This window comes from Nakamurella panacisegetis (assembly GCF_900104535.1).
GTDB lineage: Bacteria > Actinomycetota > Actinomycetes > Mycobacteriales > Nakamurellaceae > Nakamurella > Nakamurella panacisegetis.
On sequence record NZ_LT629710.1, the window covers coordinates 4,335,039 to 4,350,075 of the forward strand.

At 69.0% G+C, this 15,037-nt stretch carries 11 protein-coding genes; 3 read left to right on the forward strand and 8 right to left on the reverse strand.

Annotated elements, in window-relative coordinates; all coding sequences use genetic code 11:
• Window positions 1–8 precede the first annotated feature (8 nt).
• Together BLS97_RS19490 and BLS97_RS19495 are read right to left on the reverse strand one after the other, a co-directional pair.
• Entirely contained in the window at window positions 9–1,688 is a 1,680-nt protein-coding gene (locus BLS97_RS19490) for a hydantoinase B/oxoprolinase family protein (RefSeq protein WP_090479358.1), read from the reverse strand.
• Window positions 1,685–3,709, reverse strand: coding sequence for a hydantoinase/oxoprolinase family protein (locus tag BLS97_RS19495; RefSeq protein ID WP_090479361.1), 2,025 nt, complete (start codon window positions 3,707–3,709; stop codon window positions 1,685–1,687). The genes BLS97_RS19490 and BLS97_RS19495 overlap by 4 nt, the downstream gene beginning before the upstream one ends.
• A 230-nt stretch (window positions 3,710–3,939) precedes the next feature.
• Between BLS97_RS19495 and BLS97_RS19500 the strand changes: the two genes are divergently transcribed.
• Window positions 3,940–5,352, forward strand: a complete 1,413-nt coding sequence (locus BLS97_RS19500; protein WP_157695554.1) for a M17 family metallopeptidase — start codon at window positions 3,940–3,942, stop codon at window positions 5,350–5,352.
• Between the two features lie 146 nt (window positions 5,353–5,498).
• Here BLS97_RS19500 and BLS97_RS19505 read toward each other — a convergent pair whose 3' ends face one another.
• The 3 genes from BLS97_RS19505 to BLS97_RS19515 all read right to left on the reverse strand — a co-directional run bounded on the left by BLS97_RS19505 (window position 5,499) and on the right by BLS97_RS19515 (window position 8,483).
• Window positions 5,499–6,629, reverse strand: coding sequence for an ABC transporter substrate-binding protein (locus BLS97_RS19505; protein ID WP_197676282.1), 1,131 nt, complete (start codon window positions 6,627–6,629; stop codon window positions 5,499–5,501).
• 112 nt (window positions 6,630–6,741) lie between these two features.
• Window positions 6,742–7,656, reverse strand: a complete 915-nt coding sequence (locus tag BLS97_RS19510) for an ABC transporter permease (protein WP_090479367.1) — start codon at window positions 7,654–7,656, stop codon at window positions 6,742–6,744.
• Window positions 7,653–8,483, reverse strand: a complete 831-nt coding sequence (locus tag BLS97_RS19515) for an ABC transporter ATP-binding protein (protein ID WP_090479370.1) — start codon at window positions 8,481–8,483, stop codon at window positions 7,653–7,655. The genes BLS97_RS19510 and BLS97_RS19515 overlap by 4 nt, the downstream gene beginning before the upstream one ends.
• Before the next feature lie 270 nt (window positions 8,484–8,753).
• On the opposite strand from BLS97_RS19515, the gene BLS97_RS19520 reads away from it, so the two are divergent.
• Together BLS97_RS19520 and BLS97_RS19525 are read left to right on the forward strand one after the other, a co-directional pair.
• Window positions 8,754–10,328, forward strand: a complete 1,575-nt coding sequence (locus BLS97_RS19520; RefSeq protein WP_090479373.1) for an ATP-binding protein — start codon at window positions 8,754–8,756, stop codon at window positions 10,326–10,328.
• A complete protein-coding gene (locus tag BLS97_RS19525) occupies window positions 10,325–10,999 on the forward strand; it encodes a response regulator (RefSeq protein ID WP_090479376.1) in 675 nt (224 codons plus the stop codon). The genes BLS97_RS19520 and BLS97_RS19525 overlap by 4 nt, the downstream gene beginning before the upstream one ends.
• Before the next feature lie 51 nt (window positions 11,000–11,050).
• On the opposite strand, the gene BLS97_RS19530 is transcribed toward BLS97_RS19525, so the two are convergent.
• The 3 genes from BLS97_RS19530 to BLS97_RS19540 are packed head-to-tail and all read right to left on the reverse strand — an operon-like array spanning window position 11,051 to window position 14,994.
• The gene (locus BLS97_RS19530; RefSeq protein ID WP_090479379.1) at window positions 11,051–13,081 is read right to left on the reverse strand and encodes a hypothetical protein; all 2,031 of its coding nucleotides are present in this window, start codon (window positions 13,079–13,081) and stop codon (window positions 11,051–11,053) included.
• Window positions 13,078–14,154, reverse strand: coding sequence for a glycoside hydrolase family 130 protein (locus BLS97_RS19535; protein ID WP_090482691.1), 1,077 nt, complete (start codon window positions 14,152–14,154; stop codon window positions 13,078–13,080). The genes BLS97_RS19530 and BLS97_RS19535 overlap by 4 nt, the downstream gene beginning before the upstream one ends.
• A 33-nt stretch (window positions 14,155–14,187) precedes the next feature.
• Window positions 14,188–14,994 carry a carbohydrate ABC transporter permease gene (locus tag BLS97_RS19540; RefSeq protein ID WP_407938073.1) on the reverse strand — a complete coding sequence of 269 codons (807 nt, stop codon included), beginning with the start codon at window positions 14,992–14,994 and terminating at the stop codon, window positions 14,188–14,190.
• Between the last annotated feature and the right edge of the window lie 43 nt (window positions 14,995–15,037).

Here is a 15,037-nt window from a genome sequence, read left to right on the forward strand (position 1 = left end):
CCCGGCGTCTATTCCTGGTCGAACCCGTAGCGGCTGCGGGCGGCCTCGGCACTGACATGCCGGTCCAGGATGTCGGCGTTGACCTCGGCCGAGGCGCGTTCCACCGGATCCCCGTACCCGCCGCCACCGCCGGTCGCGCAGCGCACCACGTCGCCCTTGCGCACCTTCATCCCGTTGACCTTGAGGATCCGCCGCTCGTCGGGCCGCCCGGGGTTGATCACGACGTCCGGGCCGACCGCGTCCTCTCCGCCGAACAGACCCCAGGCCGGCTGCCGGGACCGTTCGAACCAGAGCGAGACCGTCATGTCGGTCTGCGCCTCGTACTCGCGGATCACGCCGTTGCCGCCCCGCCACCGGCCGGATCCGCCGGAATCCGGACGGATGCGGTACTCGTTGATGCGCCACGGATACCGGGTCTCGTAGACCTCGATCGGGATGTCCTTGAGCGAGCCGTTCACGTTGTTGATCAGCGCGCTCTCGCCGTCGGAGCCCTCCCAGGCGCCCCACCCACCGACGGTGGCCTCCAGGCTGACGAACTCGCGCTGCACCCTGGGGTCGGTCCCGGCGGTGAGGATGATCATCGAGTCGCCGTGGCTGGCCCCGGCGACCCGGTCCGGCAGCACCGGAGCCAGCGCCCGGGCCACCATGTCGATCAGCAGGCCCAGATGCGAGAAGTACCACTGGCAGGCCGCGGGCGAGCGGGCGCCCAGCACCGATCCCGGTCGGACCTGGGTCGTCATCGATCGGAACGACCCGCCGTTGCCCGGCAGGTCCGGGCTCACCAGGAGCTTGTAACCCACCCGCAGCGCCGAGACCGCCTGCGCCACACCGCAGTTCACCGGCCCGACGGTCTGGTCGGCGGACTCGGTGACATCGAAGTCGATGTTCTCCCCGTCCACCGTGATGGTCAGCCGGATGGGAACCGGGGTGTCCAGATCGATACCGTCGTTGTCCAGCACGCCCTCGCTGGCGTAGCTGCCGTCCGGGATGGCAGCGATGACCGCGCGCTCCAGGACCTCGGTCTGTCGGAAGATCTCGTCCCGAGCCTGCTCCAGGGTCTCCAGGCCGAACCGGAGCACCAACTCCTGCAGGCGTTTCTCACCCATCTTGATGCAGGCGATCATGGCGTGCATGTCACCGCTCGTCGGGTAGGGGAACCGCACGTTGGTGACGATGATGTCAATGATCGACCGCTCGTCGACGCCGCCCGACACGAGCTTCTGCGGCCCCATCCGCAGGCCTTCCTGGAAGATGGTCACCGAGTCCATCGAGCCTCCCGGATCCTTGGAGCCGACGTCGATCCAGTGCGCGCGGGAGGCGGTGAACCCGACCAGCGTCGCGCCGACGAACACCGGCCCGAAAATCGTCACGTCGTTGAGATGAGTTCCGCCCAGATAACTGTCGTTCAGGATCCAGACGTCACCCGGCTGCCAGACCTCGCGACCGAAGCGCTCCTCGGTGGCCAGCGTGCAGGTCTCCAGGTTGCCCAGGAAGATCGGCAGCCCGGCCGACTGACCCAGCACCCGGTGCTGCGCGTCCAGCAGGGCGACCACGCAGTCCCCCGCCTCGTAGATGATCGGGGTGTAGGCGGACCGGATCAGCGTGGCGTTCATGTCGTCCGCACTGGAGTTCAGCGCATTGCGGATGATCTCGACGGTGACCGGGTCGATGGCGGTGGCGATGGTCATTTGCTCTCCTGCGACTTGATGATGAGCGAGCCGATTCCGTCGACGGTGACCGTGCAACCCGGTGGGACGACGGTGGTCGCGGTGTCCTCGGTGACGACGGCCGGTCCGGTCAGGGTGTGCCCGACCAGCAGGTCGTCCCGGCGCACCACAATCGAATCCCGCGTCCGGCCCCCGAAGGTCACCGGGCGGATCTCGTGCGGGAATTCGGTGCCGGTGGCCGACGGCCACAGCTGCGGGGCCGGCTTGCCCAGGTCGCCGAACGCGGTGGTTCGCAGCATCACGAATTCGATCGGCGCGCCGAGATTGGCGTGGCCGTAGCGGGCCTGGTGCAGTTCGGCGAACCGCTCGCCGATCGTCTTGACGAAACCGGGCTCGGTGGGCTCGAGTGCGCCCAGCAACGGAACGGTGAGCGTGTACTCCTGTGCGGCATAACGGATGTCGACCGCGTGCGAGGCGGAACGCCGGTCCTGCTCGACACTCTCGTGCAGGAGAGCCTCGAGCCCGAGCTGCTCGGTCCGGGTCAGCGCGGCCGCCATGTCGTCGACATCGAGATCCTCATCGAGGAAGAAGTACGGTTCGGTGTAGTCCTGACGGATCTGCGTCTGCAGCATTCCCCAGGCCGAGAAGGCACCCGGGAACCGAGGCACGATCGTCTCGGCGATCCCCAGCTCCTGGGCCAGGAAGACCGCGTGCATCGGTCCGGCCCCGCCGAAGGCAACCAGCGCCGAGTCACGCGGCTCGATGCCACGGGACACGGTGATGGTGCGGATCGCCTGCGCCATCTTGGAATTGGCCACGTCGCAGATGCCGTCGGCCATGGCCAGGGTGGACAGCGAGAACTGCTCGGCCAGGTCCGACACCGCCTTGGTGGCCAGCCCGGTGTCCAGCGTCATCTGGCCACCGGCGAATCCGTTCGGGTCGATCCGGCCCAGCACCAGGTTGGCGTCGGTGACGGTGGCCTCGGTCCCGCCCCGCCCGTAGCAGGCCGGCCCGGGCCGGGCACCGGCCGAGCGGGGTCCGACCCGAAGGCCGCCCGCCTCGGACCAGGCGACGGAACCGCCGCCGGCACCCACCGTGTGGATGTTGACCACGCTCATCAGCATCGGCAGGCCCTCCAGGTGCGCCTCGGCCGAGACGTCGGGCTCGCCGTCGACGATGAGCGAGACGTCGAAGGAGGTGCCCCCCATGTCGATCCCGATCAGGTTCGGCCGCGACGTCTGACGGGAGAGTTCGGCGCAGGCGATGGCCCCGCCCACCGGGCCGGACAGCAGCGTCTGCAAGGGCCGGGCGCGGGCCGACTCGGCGGTCAGGATGCCACCCGAGGACTGCATGACGTGCAGCGGTACCGCCAGCTTCCGCTCGACGAGCTTGCCCTCCAGCTCGCTGAGGTAGCGGCGGACAATCGGCCCGGTGTAGGCCTCGACGACCGCCGAGGAGGTCCGCTCGTATTCCCGCCATTCCTTCGCCGCCTGGTGCGACAGGGAGACGGTGAAGTCTTCGCCGAGTTCCTCCAGCAGGATCTCCCTGGCCCGCAGCTCGTGGGCCGGATTCTTGTAGCTGAACAGGAACGCCACCGCCACCGCGCCGTATCCATGCGACCGGGCCCGGTGGCCGGCCGCTCGCACCGCGTCCTCGTCCAGCGCCACCAGCTCCGAACCGTCGGCGGCGATCCGGCCGGCGATGCCGAGCACGTCCCGCCGCTGTACCAACGGTTCTGCCTTGCGGTAGTGCAGGTCGTACAGGCGGGTGCGCGGCCCGCGAGCGATGTGGTAGCTGTCCTCCACCCCGGCCGTAGCCAGCAGCAGCACCGGGACGCCCCGCCGTTCCAGGAAGGCGTTGAGGCCCTGGGTCGTGCCGTGCACCAGGAAGCCGATGTCGGACGGTTGGTCCACCACGGAATCCAGGCCCGCGAGCACCCCTTGGCTCAGATTGCCCGGGGTCGTCGAGGCCTTGCTGGCCGCGAACACCCCGGTGTTGTCGTCGTAGGTGACCACGTCCGTGAACGTGCCACCGATGTCCATCGAAACTCGGTATCGGGCCATAGCTCTCCCCGTCGACGTTGGCGCTCAAGCCTGAGCTGGAATTGCGCTCAAGCTAGGACGGGCACCCCGATGGTCGATGTGCGCACCGCATACCGCGGGAGTCCGGGTGCGTGCGATGCGCACGAGCGGCCCCGCGTTCGGTCGCGAGAGACTGCGGCTCAACCGCATCGAGATACGGTCGGTGCAGCACCGAGTCCGTGGAGACCACCATGACCATGAAGTCGTCGGCCCGAGACCGAGCGGCCGAGATCGAGGACGCCATCTCGGCGCTGGCCGGATCGGCCCCTCCGGTGACTCTCACCGCGCCTGATCCGGTGCATCGGCGCATCCGGTTCGTCCACGCCGAGGAGGTCACCGACCCGGGTTCGATCTGGATGCCCTTCACCGGGGAACTGGGTCAGCTCAACGCCTCCGGCCGGACCCTGACCGTCGGGCTGGGCCCGATCGACGACTCGAACAGCGAGACCGCACGGCGGGCCGGAGCCATCGCCGGGCGCGAACTGACCGGCGGCGCCTACCAGCTGGAATTCGGCGCATCCGCCGGAGAACTGGCCGCACCGGTCGTCGACGGCCTGGCCACTGGCTACCCGGGCGAGCCGGCGATGCAGCTCGCCATCGCCCCCGGAGACGCGATCGCCGCCGGCGACGGCCTGCTCGCGGCCGACACCGTCCGGCTGGCCCGCCGCCTGGTCAGCGCACCGGCGAACGTGCTGACCCCGCAGCAGGCGGCGATCTGGGCGGCCGACCTGGCCGCGCGTACCGGATTGTCATGTCAGACTCTCGACCCACAGGACCTCACGGAACAGGGGTTCGGAGCGCTGACCGCGATCGGTGCCGGTTCGGTCAACGGACCGCGGATGGTGCGGCTGACCCACCAGGGATCGGCCGGCCGGCCGGTGGTCAGCCTGGTCGGCAAGGGCATCACCTTCGACAGCGGCGGGCTGTCCCTCAAGTCGCCGGCCGCGATGCAGTCGATGCGACTGGATGTCGCCGGCGCGGCGACGGTTCTCGCCGTCATGGGCGCCCTGGCGCGGGCCCGTTGCGAACTGACCGTGCACGCGGTGCTGCCCTTCGCGGAGAATCTGCCCGGCCCCGGGGCCGCCCGGCCGGGAGACGTGGTGACGGCCTGGAATGGGACCGAGATCCAGATCCTGGACACCGATTTCGAGGGCCGGGTGATCCTGGCCGATGCCCTCGCGCTGGCCGCCGCCGATCGGCCGGATCTGCTGGTCGACCTGGCGACGCTGACCTACCAGGCCGAGGTCGCCCTCGGGCCGGAGATCGGAGCGGTGTTGGCCCGCGACGGCCGAGCGGCCGACCAACTGCTGCGAGCCGCGGCTGCGGCCGGGGAGCCGATGTGGCGCCTGCCGTGGGCCCCCCGGTACCTCGACCAGGTCCGGACATCGTCCGGCGTGCGGAACCATCCGTTGCGCGACTCGGGACGGGCGTTGACCGCCGCGCTGTTCCTCGGCGAGTTCGTCCCGGACACGGTGCCGTGGGTTCACTGCGACATGGCCGGTCCGGCCTGGATCGGCGACGCCTCCTCCGACGGGGCAACGGGTTTCGGTGCGCGGACCCTGCTCCGGCTGCTGGCCGACCTGTCCGCCGAGCCCGCGGTCTGACCCGGACCGGACTGACCCGGACCACGGCTGCCCCGGGCCCTGGTCCGCGCGGGCACCGGAGCGGGTGGGACGAACAACCGGGAGTGAACCACCCGAGGCTGGGTGGTTCACTCCCGGTGGGGGCGCGAGGCGCCGTGGGAAGATGATCAGCTGATCGGTGTGGCCGCCTTGACGAATTCGTCGGTGAACGTCTTGCTGGTGTCGATCGTCTTGCCCTTGACCGACGGGTTGAACGCGGAGAGCACGGCCAGGCAGGTCGCCGGGCCACCGGTCGGCATCAGGCCGGTCGGGTTGAAGATGCCCTTCTCGCTGTCCAGGGCGGCCGAGTAGGCCTTCTTCCCGACGCCGGCGTAGTAGGACGACGGCATGACGTCGGCGATCTGACTCCCGTTGTGGGTCTGGATCCACTTCAGCGTGGCCACGTAGGCGTTGACCAGCTTCTGGACGAGCGCCTTGTGCGAGTTCACGTAGTCAGTCGGCATGTACAACGAGGTCGCCGGGTAGTTACCGCCGAGGTTGGCCACCGCGCCGGCCGAGCTGCGCATGTCCAGCAGGATGTAGGCCAGACCGGACGAAACCGCCTGGGACACGGTCGGTTCGGTGGTCATTCCGCAATCGATGGCCTTCTGCTTCATCGCGGCCAGGAAGGTCTGGCCCGCTCCGACGCCGCGGCGGACGGTGGTGGACGGGTCGACCCCGGCCTTGGTGGTGAGGTACTGGGTCAGGAAGTCGGTGGACGAACCGGTGTCGGTGATGCCCAGCGAGCGGCCCTTGAAATCGGCGGCCGACTTGATGGTGCCCTTGAGGTCGGTGCGGCAGAGCTCCACCTCGCCCGGGTTCTGCAACATCGAGACGACCGATTCGGCTGACTTCCCCTTGCCCTGCAACACGATCGTGTGGTCGTAGAAGCCGCCGACGCCCTGGACCTGGCCAGCCAGCATGTTCGTCGTCGCATCCCCACCGGCCGACTCGTCGACGAGGGCCACGTTGATGCCGACCTTCGCGTAGTAGCCCAGTTGCTTGGCCAGCATGTAGGGCAGATAGATCTGCTTGGACATGCCGCCGACCATGATGGTCAGGTCCGGGGAGCTGCTCACACCGGGTGCGCTGGCGACAGCCGCGGCCGAGCTGCCGGCCGGAGCGGCCCCGGAGGCGCCGGCCGGTGACGAGGCCGGGGCCGCGGCCGCGGAGCTGGTCGACTTGGTCGCGCAGCCGGTGACGGTCAGCGCCCCGACCGCGGTCAGTGCCAGGAGGAGTTTCCATCGTGGGGAGGACATCGTTGTGTTCCTTTCGAGGGGTGGGTGGTACGGACGGCCGGGGTGGCCCGCATTGGGCGGGCAACCCGGCCTGGTCGTCCGGCCGCGGGCGGATTGCGGCCGGATCAACGGGTCAGACGGACACCTGGGCGGCCGAGCTGGCCGGCGGGCGCCAGCGCAGGATGCGCTTCTCGAGCAGGGTGATCGCCAGCTCGGCGACCAGCGCGATCACGGCAACGACGACCATGCCGGCGAGGACGCCGTTCATGTCGAAGTTGTTCTGCGAGCTACGGATCAGCAAGCCCAGACCCTTGTCGGCGCCGAGGATCTCGCCGACGATCGCACCGATCATGGCGAAACCGAAACTGATGTGCAGGCTGGCCAGGATCCAGGTGAAGGCCGACGGGAGGACCACCTGGCGGGTCAGCTGCAGCCGGGACGCGCCCAGGATCCGGGCGTTGGAGACCAGATTCCGGTCCACCTCCCGGGTGCCCTGGAACGCGTTGAAGAAGACCCCGAAGAACACCAGCACCGCGGCCAGGATGACCTTGGACTCGATCCCGAACCCGAAGGCGACCGTGAAGATCGATCCCAGGACGATGCGGGGGATGGAGTTGGCCACCTTGATGAACGGTGAGAGCAGATCGGCCAGGAAGCGGTTGCTCCCGAGCCCGATGCCCAGCACGACACCCAGCGCGACACCGATCAGAAAGCCGTACACCGCTTCCTGGAGGGTGATCGAGATCTGCTCGGCCAGCGATCCGTGGTCGGTGCCCTGGGTGATCCAACCGCGGAGCGTGGCCCACACCTGGCTCGGTTGACCCCAGAAGAACGGATCGACGTGGCCGCTGTTCACGGCCCACTCCCAGGAGCCGAGCAGGACGGCCACCAGGCCCAGCCGCGCGATCATCATCCACACCCGCCGCCGAACGTTCTGTGCGCGCGCCGACCGCGCGGGCCGCTCGACTGATGCCGGCGGCGGCGAACCGGGCTCGTCCGAGGCGTCGTCCACCCGGCCGGTCCGGACGTCGTGTCCCGACCCGATCATGCGGTCACCGCCGCGGTGGTCCGGGCGTAGGCCGTTTCGACCTCCGTGCGCAGCGCTTCCCAGATGTTCTCGTAGATCGCGATGAACTCCGGGTCGAAGCGGATCTCCTGCACCCTGCGGGGCCGGGGCAGGTTCACCGGGAACACGGCCTTGACCGTGCCCGGGCCGGCGGTCAGGACCACCACCTTGTCGGCCAACGCGATCGCCTCCTCCAGATCGTGGGTCACGAAGATGACGGCCGGCCTGGTCTGGTCCCACAGGCCGAGCAGTTCGTCGGACATGATCGACCGCGTCTGCACGTCGAGCGCCGAGAACGGTTCGTCCATCAACAGCACGCGCGGCTCGTTGATCAGGCTCTGGGCCAACGCCACCCGCTTGCGCATCCCGCCCGACAGCTGGTGTGGGTAGCGGTCCTCGAAGCCGGCCAGGCCGACCCGCCGCAGCCAGTCCCGGGCCAGCGTGTTGGCTTGACCGCCCGACTGGCCGCGGAATCTCGGACCGGCGGCGACGTTGTCCAGCACCGACTTCCAGGGGAACACCGCATCCTGCTGGAACATGAATCCCACTCCGGGGGTGATGCCGGAGACCTTTCGCCCGTCGACCTCGACGGTGCCCGCCGAGGCCTTCTCCAATCCGGACACCAGGGTCAGGGTGGTCGATTTGCCACAACCGGTCGGTCCCACCACGGCACAGAACTCACCCGGTGCGATGGTCAGGTCGAAGTCCTGCAGCGCCGTGAAGATGCCGCCCTTGGGCGTGCGGAACCGCTTGGTCGCGCCCTTGATCTCGATGGCCGGAACTGTCCGGCCTGCGTTCGATGTCGTCATTGTCACCGTCGGTTTCTCCTTCGTGGATCCGATTGGGTAGGACAATGGCGTGGTCGCCCGGCATGGGGAAGTTTCTGCGCCCTACTCGTCGTTTTGCTCGTTCGGAACGGAAATGACGCGTTCTGCTCGCCCATTTGCGCGTTTGTCGGACTTCTGCGCATTCTGCTCAGCCCCGCTTGGAGCCGATTGGCAACTGTGATTCACTTCGGGCGAACGGTGGCGCGGGCAGCATCCGCGCAGCGACGACGCACACTGACCGGAGGCCCGCCCATGCGATCCATCGCCTCCTGGATGCTCTGGTCGGTGGTCGGCGTCCTGGTCTTCACGGCCGTGATCGGCGGCGTCCTGGAGACGCGCCAGACCAGCGCCGCGCTCGATCGGGAGTACGAGCAGCAGGCCCGCGTCGCGGCCAGCGCGGTGGCCGACATCCCCGAGGTCCGGGCGGATTTGATCGCGCGTGACCCGGACCACCGTCTGCAGAGCCTCGCCGGGCGTCTGCAGCACGACGTCGGCGCCGCCTACGTGGTGATCACCGATGCCGCAGGCCGCAGGTACTCCCACCCCAACCCGGCCATGATCGGCCGGTACCTCGAGGAGCCGGTTCAGGTCCTGGACGGGCAGACCCACGTCGGAATCAACAACGGCAGTCTGGGCCGATCGGCGAACGGTAAGGCGCCGGTGTTCGCGCCGTCCGGTGAGGTGATCGGGCAGGTTTCGGTCGGCGTCCTGGAGACGACGGTCAGCGCCGCGTTGGCCTCACAGGTGGGCAGCATCGCAACCTACCTCGCCATCGCGCTCGCGCTGGGGGTCACGCTTGCCCTGCTGCTGGCGCGGGCCATGAAACGGAAGACGTTCGGTCTGGAATTGAACGAGATCAGCTCGTTGCTGCAGGAGCGTGAGGCCATGCTCCACGGCGTCCGGGAGGGAGTGCTGGGGTTCGACGCCCGGGGCCGGGTGACCGTGCTCAACGACGAGGCCCGGCGCCTGTTGGGCCTGTCCACCCAGGTGATCGGCCGGCCACTCACGGCCGAGGTGCCCGCCGGGCGGCTGCGCGACGTCCTGACCGGCGAGGTGCGCGGCCCGGACCTGGTCGTGCTCACCGACGATTCGCTCCTGGTGGTCAACCACCGGGCCGTGGTCATCGCCGGCCGGCCGGCCGGCAGCGTGGTCACCCTGCGCGACCGCACCGAGATGGAAGGGCTGATCCGGGAACTGGACTCGGCGACCGGGTTGGCCAAGGCACTCCGCGCGCAGGAGCACGAGTTCGCCAACCGGCTCCACGTGATCGGTGGCCTGCTCGACCTGCAGGAGTTCGCCGAAGCCCGGAGCTACGTCAACGGCGTCGTCGCGTCCGGCCACACGGGCACCGGGGAGGATCTCCGGGCCCGCATCTCACCGCCGATCATCGCCGCGCTGCTCCTGGCCAAGCAGACCATCGCCGCCGAGCGCGACATCAGCCTGACCATCGCCGAGCACTCACGGCTGGACCTCCCGAGTGGCCCAACCGCCCAGAACGTGATGACGGTACTGGGCAACCTGATCGACAACGGGCTCGACGCCGTGGCCCAGCGGCCCGCGCCGCGGGCGGTCGAGGTGACGATCACCGATGACGAGGCTCTGACCATCGTGGTGCAGGACAACGGTCCTGGCATCGACGCTGTCCACCGGCAGAGCATCTTCGACGACGGCTTCAGCACCAAGGCCGCCCAGTCCGATCGGCGCCGCGGCATCGGCTTGGCTCTGGTCCGGCGGTTGGTGACCCGGGCCGGTGGCAGCATCGTGGTCAACACCGGGCCGGGCGCCCGCTTCGAGGTACACCTGCCGAAGGTCGGGGCCGACCGGTGATCCGGACCCTGGTCGTCGACGACGACTTCCAGGTCGCCCGGATCCACGCGGCCAGCGTGGAGCGAGTGCCCGGATTCACCTGCATCGGACAGGCTCACACCGCGGCCGAAGCGGCGGAGACCGTCACCGCGACCCGGCCGGACCTGATGATCCTGGACATCTATCTGCCGGACACGGACGGTCTCACCCTGCTCAGAGAGCTTGCCGCGCAGGGAGATGCGCCGGACACCATTGTCATCACGGCCGCCCGGGACCTGGCCACGGTCCGGTCCGCGATGAGCCTGGGGGCGGTGTACTACCTGGTCAAGCCGTTCGGATTCCCCGCGCTGGCCCAGCAGTTGCTGGCCTATCGGCGGTGGCACGAGCAGCTCACGTCGGAAGTCGGGGCGCAGGCCGACCAGGCGACGGTGGATTCGCTGTTCAATCTGCTCCGCCCGGCCGCAACCGGGCCGGCCGGCGACGATCTTCCCGTCACCATGGCGAAGGTCCTGCAGGCGGTCACGTCGAACGAGACACCGCTCGGCGCAACAGATGTGGCCCGTGCCCTCGGGATCAGCCGCCCCACCGCGCAGCGATACCTGTCGGAACTCGAGCGGCGCAAGCTCCTTCGGCTCGAACTGTCCTACGGAGCGGCCGGCCGGCCGGTCCATCGGTACCGGGCCGGGCCGTGAGAACGCCCGACGCTCGGCCGCCCTCGATGAGGACGGCCGAGCGTCAGCGGCTCAGTTCCGGGCGATGGTGAACCCGCCGGGCAGGACCAGAGCGGTCGAGCCGGTGCGGGTCTGCACCAGAGCACCGTTGCGGTCGTAGGAGTTGACCGTCAACCGGTCCCGCGGACCGCCGACGGCGACCAACTCCCGCGAACGGGACACGCTGTTGAGCAACACCGTGCGGTGGCCGTCACCGGTCAACGACAAGGTGGAGACGACCGGCGTGACCAGGAGGGCATCGAGATTGCCGCTGCCACCACGGGTCCGCGCGGTCACCGTGGTCGCGGCGGCCGGTACCGGCGATCTCAGATCGACCGGGGTGAGCTCGGTCGGTGACGGGGCGTTGCCCTGGGCACCGGTCGCTCCGTATCGCACCTGCCCCAGCATCTGGCGACCGGCGGTGAAGGTCGAGACAGCCGTCGAGCCAGGTGTCAGTTCAGCCACCGGTTCGATGCGGCGTTCACCGGTCGCGGCCGGCAGCTGCCAGGTCGCGGTGCTTCCGCTTCCGACCGTGAGGTACGAACCGCTCCAGGCGGATTCGCCCGTCCAGGTCGACGCCGGGACGACCACCGACGCGTTACCGGTCAGCTTCCCGGACTCCGCCTCGACCACGCGCTGTCCGTCCCGGGACCGGATCGATGCCGATGACCGGGCGACCGCGGCGATGTCGGGATTGGCGTCCAGCAGCTGCATGGTCAGCAGTCCGTGGATGGTGGACTCGGCGCCGCTGCCCTGGTTGACGGTGCCGGTGGCCGACACGCCGTCGTTCGTGACGCCGGTGGCCGGGTCGTAGACCGCTGTCCCGGCCGCGTTCTGTCCGAAGAACCACCCGGCGGCGATGCCGGCCAGCGTCCGCAGCCCGGGGCGATCGGACGCGGTGGCCACCGCGAGCAGGCTCTCGACCCGTGCGTCAGCGCCGTAGGCGATCGTCGTGCCGTCGGTCGGTGTGGGCAGCAGACCGTTGACCGCACCGGTCGAGGTGAGCAGGTGAGGCGTGAACCCGGCGGCGTCGGCGATGGCCGGCTGCAGCAGTGATCGGTCGTGCAGAGTCACCGAGGCGGCGGCCAGACCAGCCGGCATCTGGGCCCCCCAGGCGTGCCAGTCCGAACGGGACAGCGCCCACGGCAACAAGGCTCGATAGGGCCAGCTGGTGGTGGTACCGGCCGACATCTTCGCCACTCCGACGCCCAGTTTCCGCAGCGCCGAGCGCGCCGTGTCGCCGGATGTGCCGGGCGGGGTGGCCCGGGCGTACGCGGCGAGTCCGAGCATGGCCTCCGATGAAGCATCGGCGCCGTCGACGATCAGCCAGGCCGGGACCTTCACCCCGTGAATGACCTGGTACTGACCGTATTTGGACAGCACGTCGCGGTTCAGGGCACCGATTGCCAGGTCCATCCGCGACCGGAGGAAGGCGGCGAACTCCGGGTCGCTGTGCGCGAAGGCGGCATAGCCCTCGCCGAAGGCCCACAGGCTTCGGGCGAGCCAGTACGACGGGCCAGAATCCGACGGATTGGGCGTGTCGGTGGGAGTCGGGCTCGGATTGAGTTCCCCGTCCGGCTGCATCCAGAGCACACTGTCGCCGGCGTGGGCGCCGGTCAGCGTCTGCAGGTAGGCCAGGCCCCGGAGCTGCTGATAAGCCTGCTCGCGAGAGGCCTGGTCACCCGTGGCCCGCCACTGGCGCAGGTACACCACGGCCGCCCGGGAGATGTCGTCGCCGTCGTAGGCGCCCTGCCCCCAGTGGTTCGTCGCCGAGTCATACGCGCCGCCACCGACCCGCTCGAACGTGTTGCCCGGCCGGGGATCTGCGTACACCCAGACCACCCCGATCTGGGGCTCGGTCGACAGGTGGTAAGTGCTGTGGTCGGCCGTGTCCTTGACGGTCACCCGGTCGGTGAGGAAGTTCAGGTGCGACAGATTCGTCAACGGCGCGGTCACCGTGGCCGGCGACGAGGCCTGGGCCGGCTCGAGGAGCCCGAGGGTCAACGTGGCAGCAAGACCGAGCGCACCGAGCCCGGAGCGAACCCGCCGGCCGCGGGTGGTCATTCGCTCGCCCCGACGCGTTCGAGGGTGGCGACGCCGATGCGGGAATCGGCCATGCCGTAGAACACGTACCGCTGGTCGCCGATCATCTCGATCGCCGTTGGGAACACGACATTCGGCACGATGCCGCTCCTCTCCGCCTCGGTGGTCGGTTCAAGCAATGGCACCGCGGTGCGGGCCAGCACCGTCGACGGGTCGTTGGCCGACAGGATCATCGCCCCGGCCGAGTAGTGCGCGCCCTTCTGCTGGTCCACGCCGGGCACGATGGTGCCGGACACCCCGTGGTGGATCAGCAACCAGCCCTCGGGTACCCGGATCGGCGGCGGGCCGGCCCCGATCTTCAGGTCCTCGAACGGGAATTCGGGCAGGGCCACCAACTTGTGCCCGCCCAGCCGGGTCAGCGCGGCCACGTCGTGCAGGGCGTCGGCCACCGGAACGTAGGAGATCCAGATACCGGGACGGTCATCGGCGAGCCCGGCCGGCAGGTGGTTGCCGGCTCCGGGGACGATCCAGTCCAGGTCCCACATCGGGCGGTGCAGCGCGGCGAAGCACAGGGCTCCGTCCGGGCCGGGAACCGGCTCCGGGAAGAACACCACGTCCTTGTTGGGCACCAGGTTCAGGTCCATGTCCAGGTCCTCCTGGTACCCGAAGTGCAGCGGGCCCAGTCGCTCCCACGTGTGCAGGTCGGTCGAGGTGGCCAACGCGGGCCGCGGGCCGAGCGGGCCGTAGGCGACATAAGTCATCACGAACCGGCCCAGACCGGGCAGGAAGGTGATTCTCGGGTCCTCGACCCCGGCGTGCAGCGGGCTGCGCTCCCACCCGGCGTCGGGCTCGAGCACAACACCCTGACGCTCCACGCCGACCGGCCGGCCGTCGACCACCGTGACGGTGGCCAGGCCGACCCGCGAGACGTTGCCGTCCGCGACCAGCCGGGGCAACAGGTACAGGGTCCCGTCGGGACCGCGACCACTGGCCGGATTGAGCACACCCTCGGCCTCGTTGGGGTCCGCGGGATCGGGGATCATGACCGTCCCGGCCCGCGTGAGGGTGTAGGGCACCTCATGACTGATCTTCATCTGGGGTTGGGCCTTCACGTGGTTGAACAAGAGTTATCCCTTCACACCGGATCCGAGATCGGTGGAGATGAATTTGCGTTGGAATGCAATGAACAGGGCAACGGCCGGCACGGCCAGCACCACCGCGCCGGCCAGGATGGCGCCGAACGGGTTGGCCGCACTGGAGGCGACGGTGGAGATGTAGTTGGCCAGCGAGACAGCCAACGGCTGCATGGACTGCTTCTTGGTGATCAGGAACGGCCACAGGAACTCGTTCCACGGGCCGATGAAGGTCAGCAGCACGGCCGTCAGCATGGCCGGGCGGACCAGGGGCAGAGCGATCGACCGCAGGATCCTGATCTCGTTCGCCCCGTCGATCCGGGCCGCATCGAACAGTTCGGTGGGCAACTGCAGGAAGTACTGGCGGAAGATGAAGACCGCGGTGGAGTTGATGGCGTACGGCAGGATCATCCCGAGATAGTTGTCGGCCAGGCCGTAGGTGCGGGCGATGAGGACGTACAACGGGATCATCAACAGCTGGAACGGCACCATCTGCATGAGCAGCATGGCACCGAACACGAGTCCGCGCCCGCGGAAGTGCAACATGGCCAGGGCGTACCCGGTCATCACCCCGAACACCATGGTGCACAACAGCACTCCCCCGGTGAAGATCCCCGAGTTGACCAGCGAGCGCCACAGGTTGATCGAGGCGTTGATCTGGGCGAAGTTGTTGAACGTGAGGTTGGACGGATTGGGAAATGCGCCGGCCACCGAGGTGTTGGGCGACTTCTGCAGGGAACCGACGATCATGTAGTAGAACGGGAACAGGAACGCGACCGCCCCGATGAGCAGGACGAGCATGGTCACGATGCGGCCGAGCCGCCCCCGCTTGCCCTTCGGGACG

Coding starts and splice junctions, on each gene's coding strand:
- BLS97_RS19500 (WP_157695554.1), top strand. CDS start 3,940: ATGACCATGAAGTCGTCGGCCCGAGACCGAGCGGCCGAGATCGAGGAC.
- BLS97_RS19535 (WP_090482691.1), bottom strand. CDS start 14,154: ATGAAGATCAGTCATGAGGTGCCCTACACCCTCACGCGGGCCGGGACG.
- BLS97_RS19520 (WP_090479373.1), top strand. CDS start 8,754: ATGCGATCCATCGCCTCCTGGATGCTCTGGTCGGTGGTCGGCGTCCTG.
- BLS97_RS19495 (WP_090479361.1), bottom strand. CDS start 3,709: ATGGACATCGGTGGCACGTTCACGGACGTGGTCACCTACGACGACAAC.
- BLS97_RS19505 (WP_197676282.1), bottom strand. CDS start 6,629: ATGTCCTCCCCACGATGGAAACTCCTCCTGGCACTGACCGCGGTCGGG.
- BLS97_RS19510 (WP_090479367.1), bottom strand. CDS start 7,656: ATGATCGGGTCGGGACACGACGTCCGGACCGGCCGGGTGGACGACGCC.
- BLS97_RS19530 (WP_090479379.1), bottom strand. CDS start 13,081: ATGACCACCCGCGGCCGGCGGGTTCGCTCCGGGCTCGGTGCGCTCGGT.
- BLS97_RS19490 (WP_090479358.1), bottom strand. CDS start 1,688: ATGACCATCGCCACCGCCATCGACCCGGTCACCGTCGAGATCATCCGC.
- BLS97_RS19540 (WP_407938073.1), bottom strand. CDS start 14,994: ATGCTCGTCCTGCTCATCGGGGCGGTCGCGTTCCTGTTCCCGTTCTAC.
- BLS97_RS19515 (WP_090479370.1), bottom strand. CDS start 8,483: ATGACGACATCGAACGCAGGCCGGACAGTTCCGGCCATCGAGATCAAG.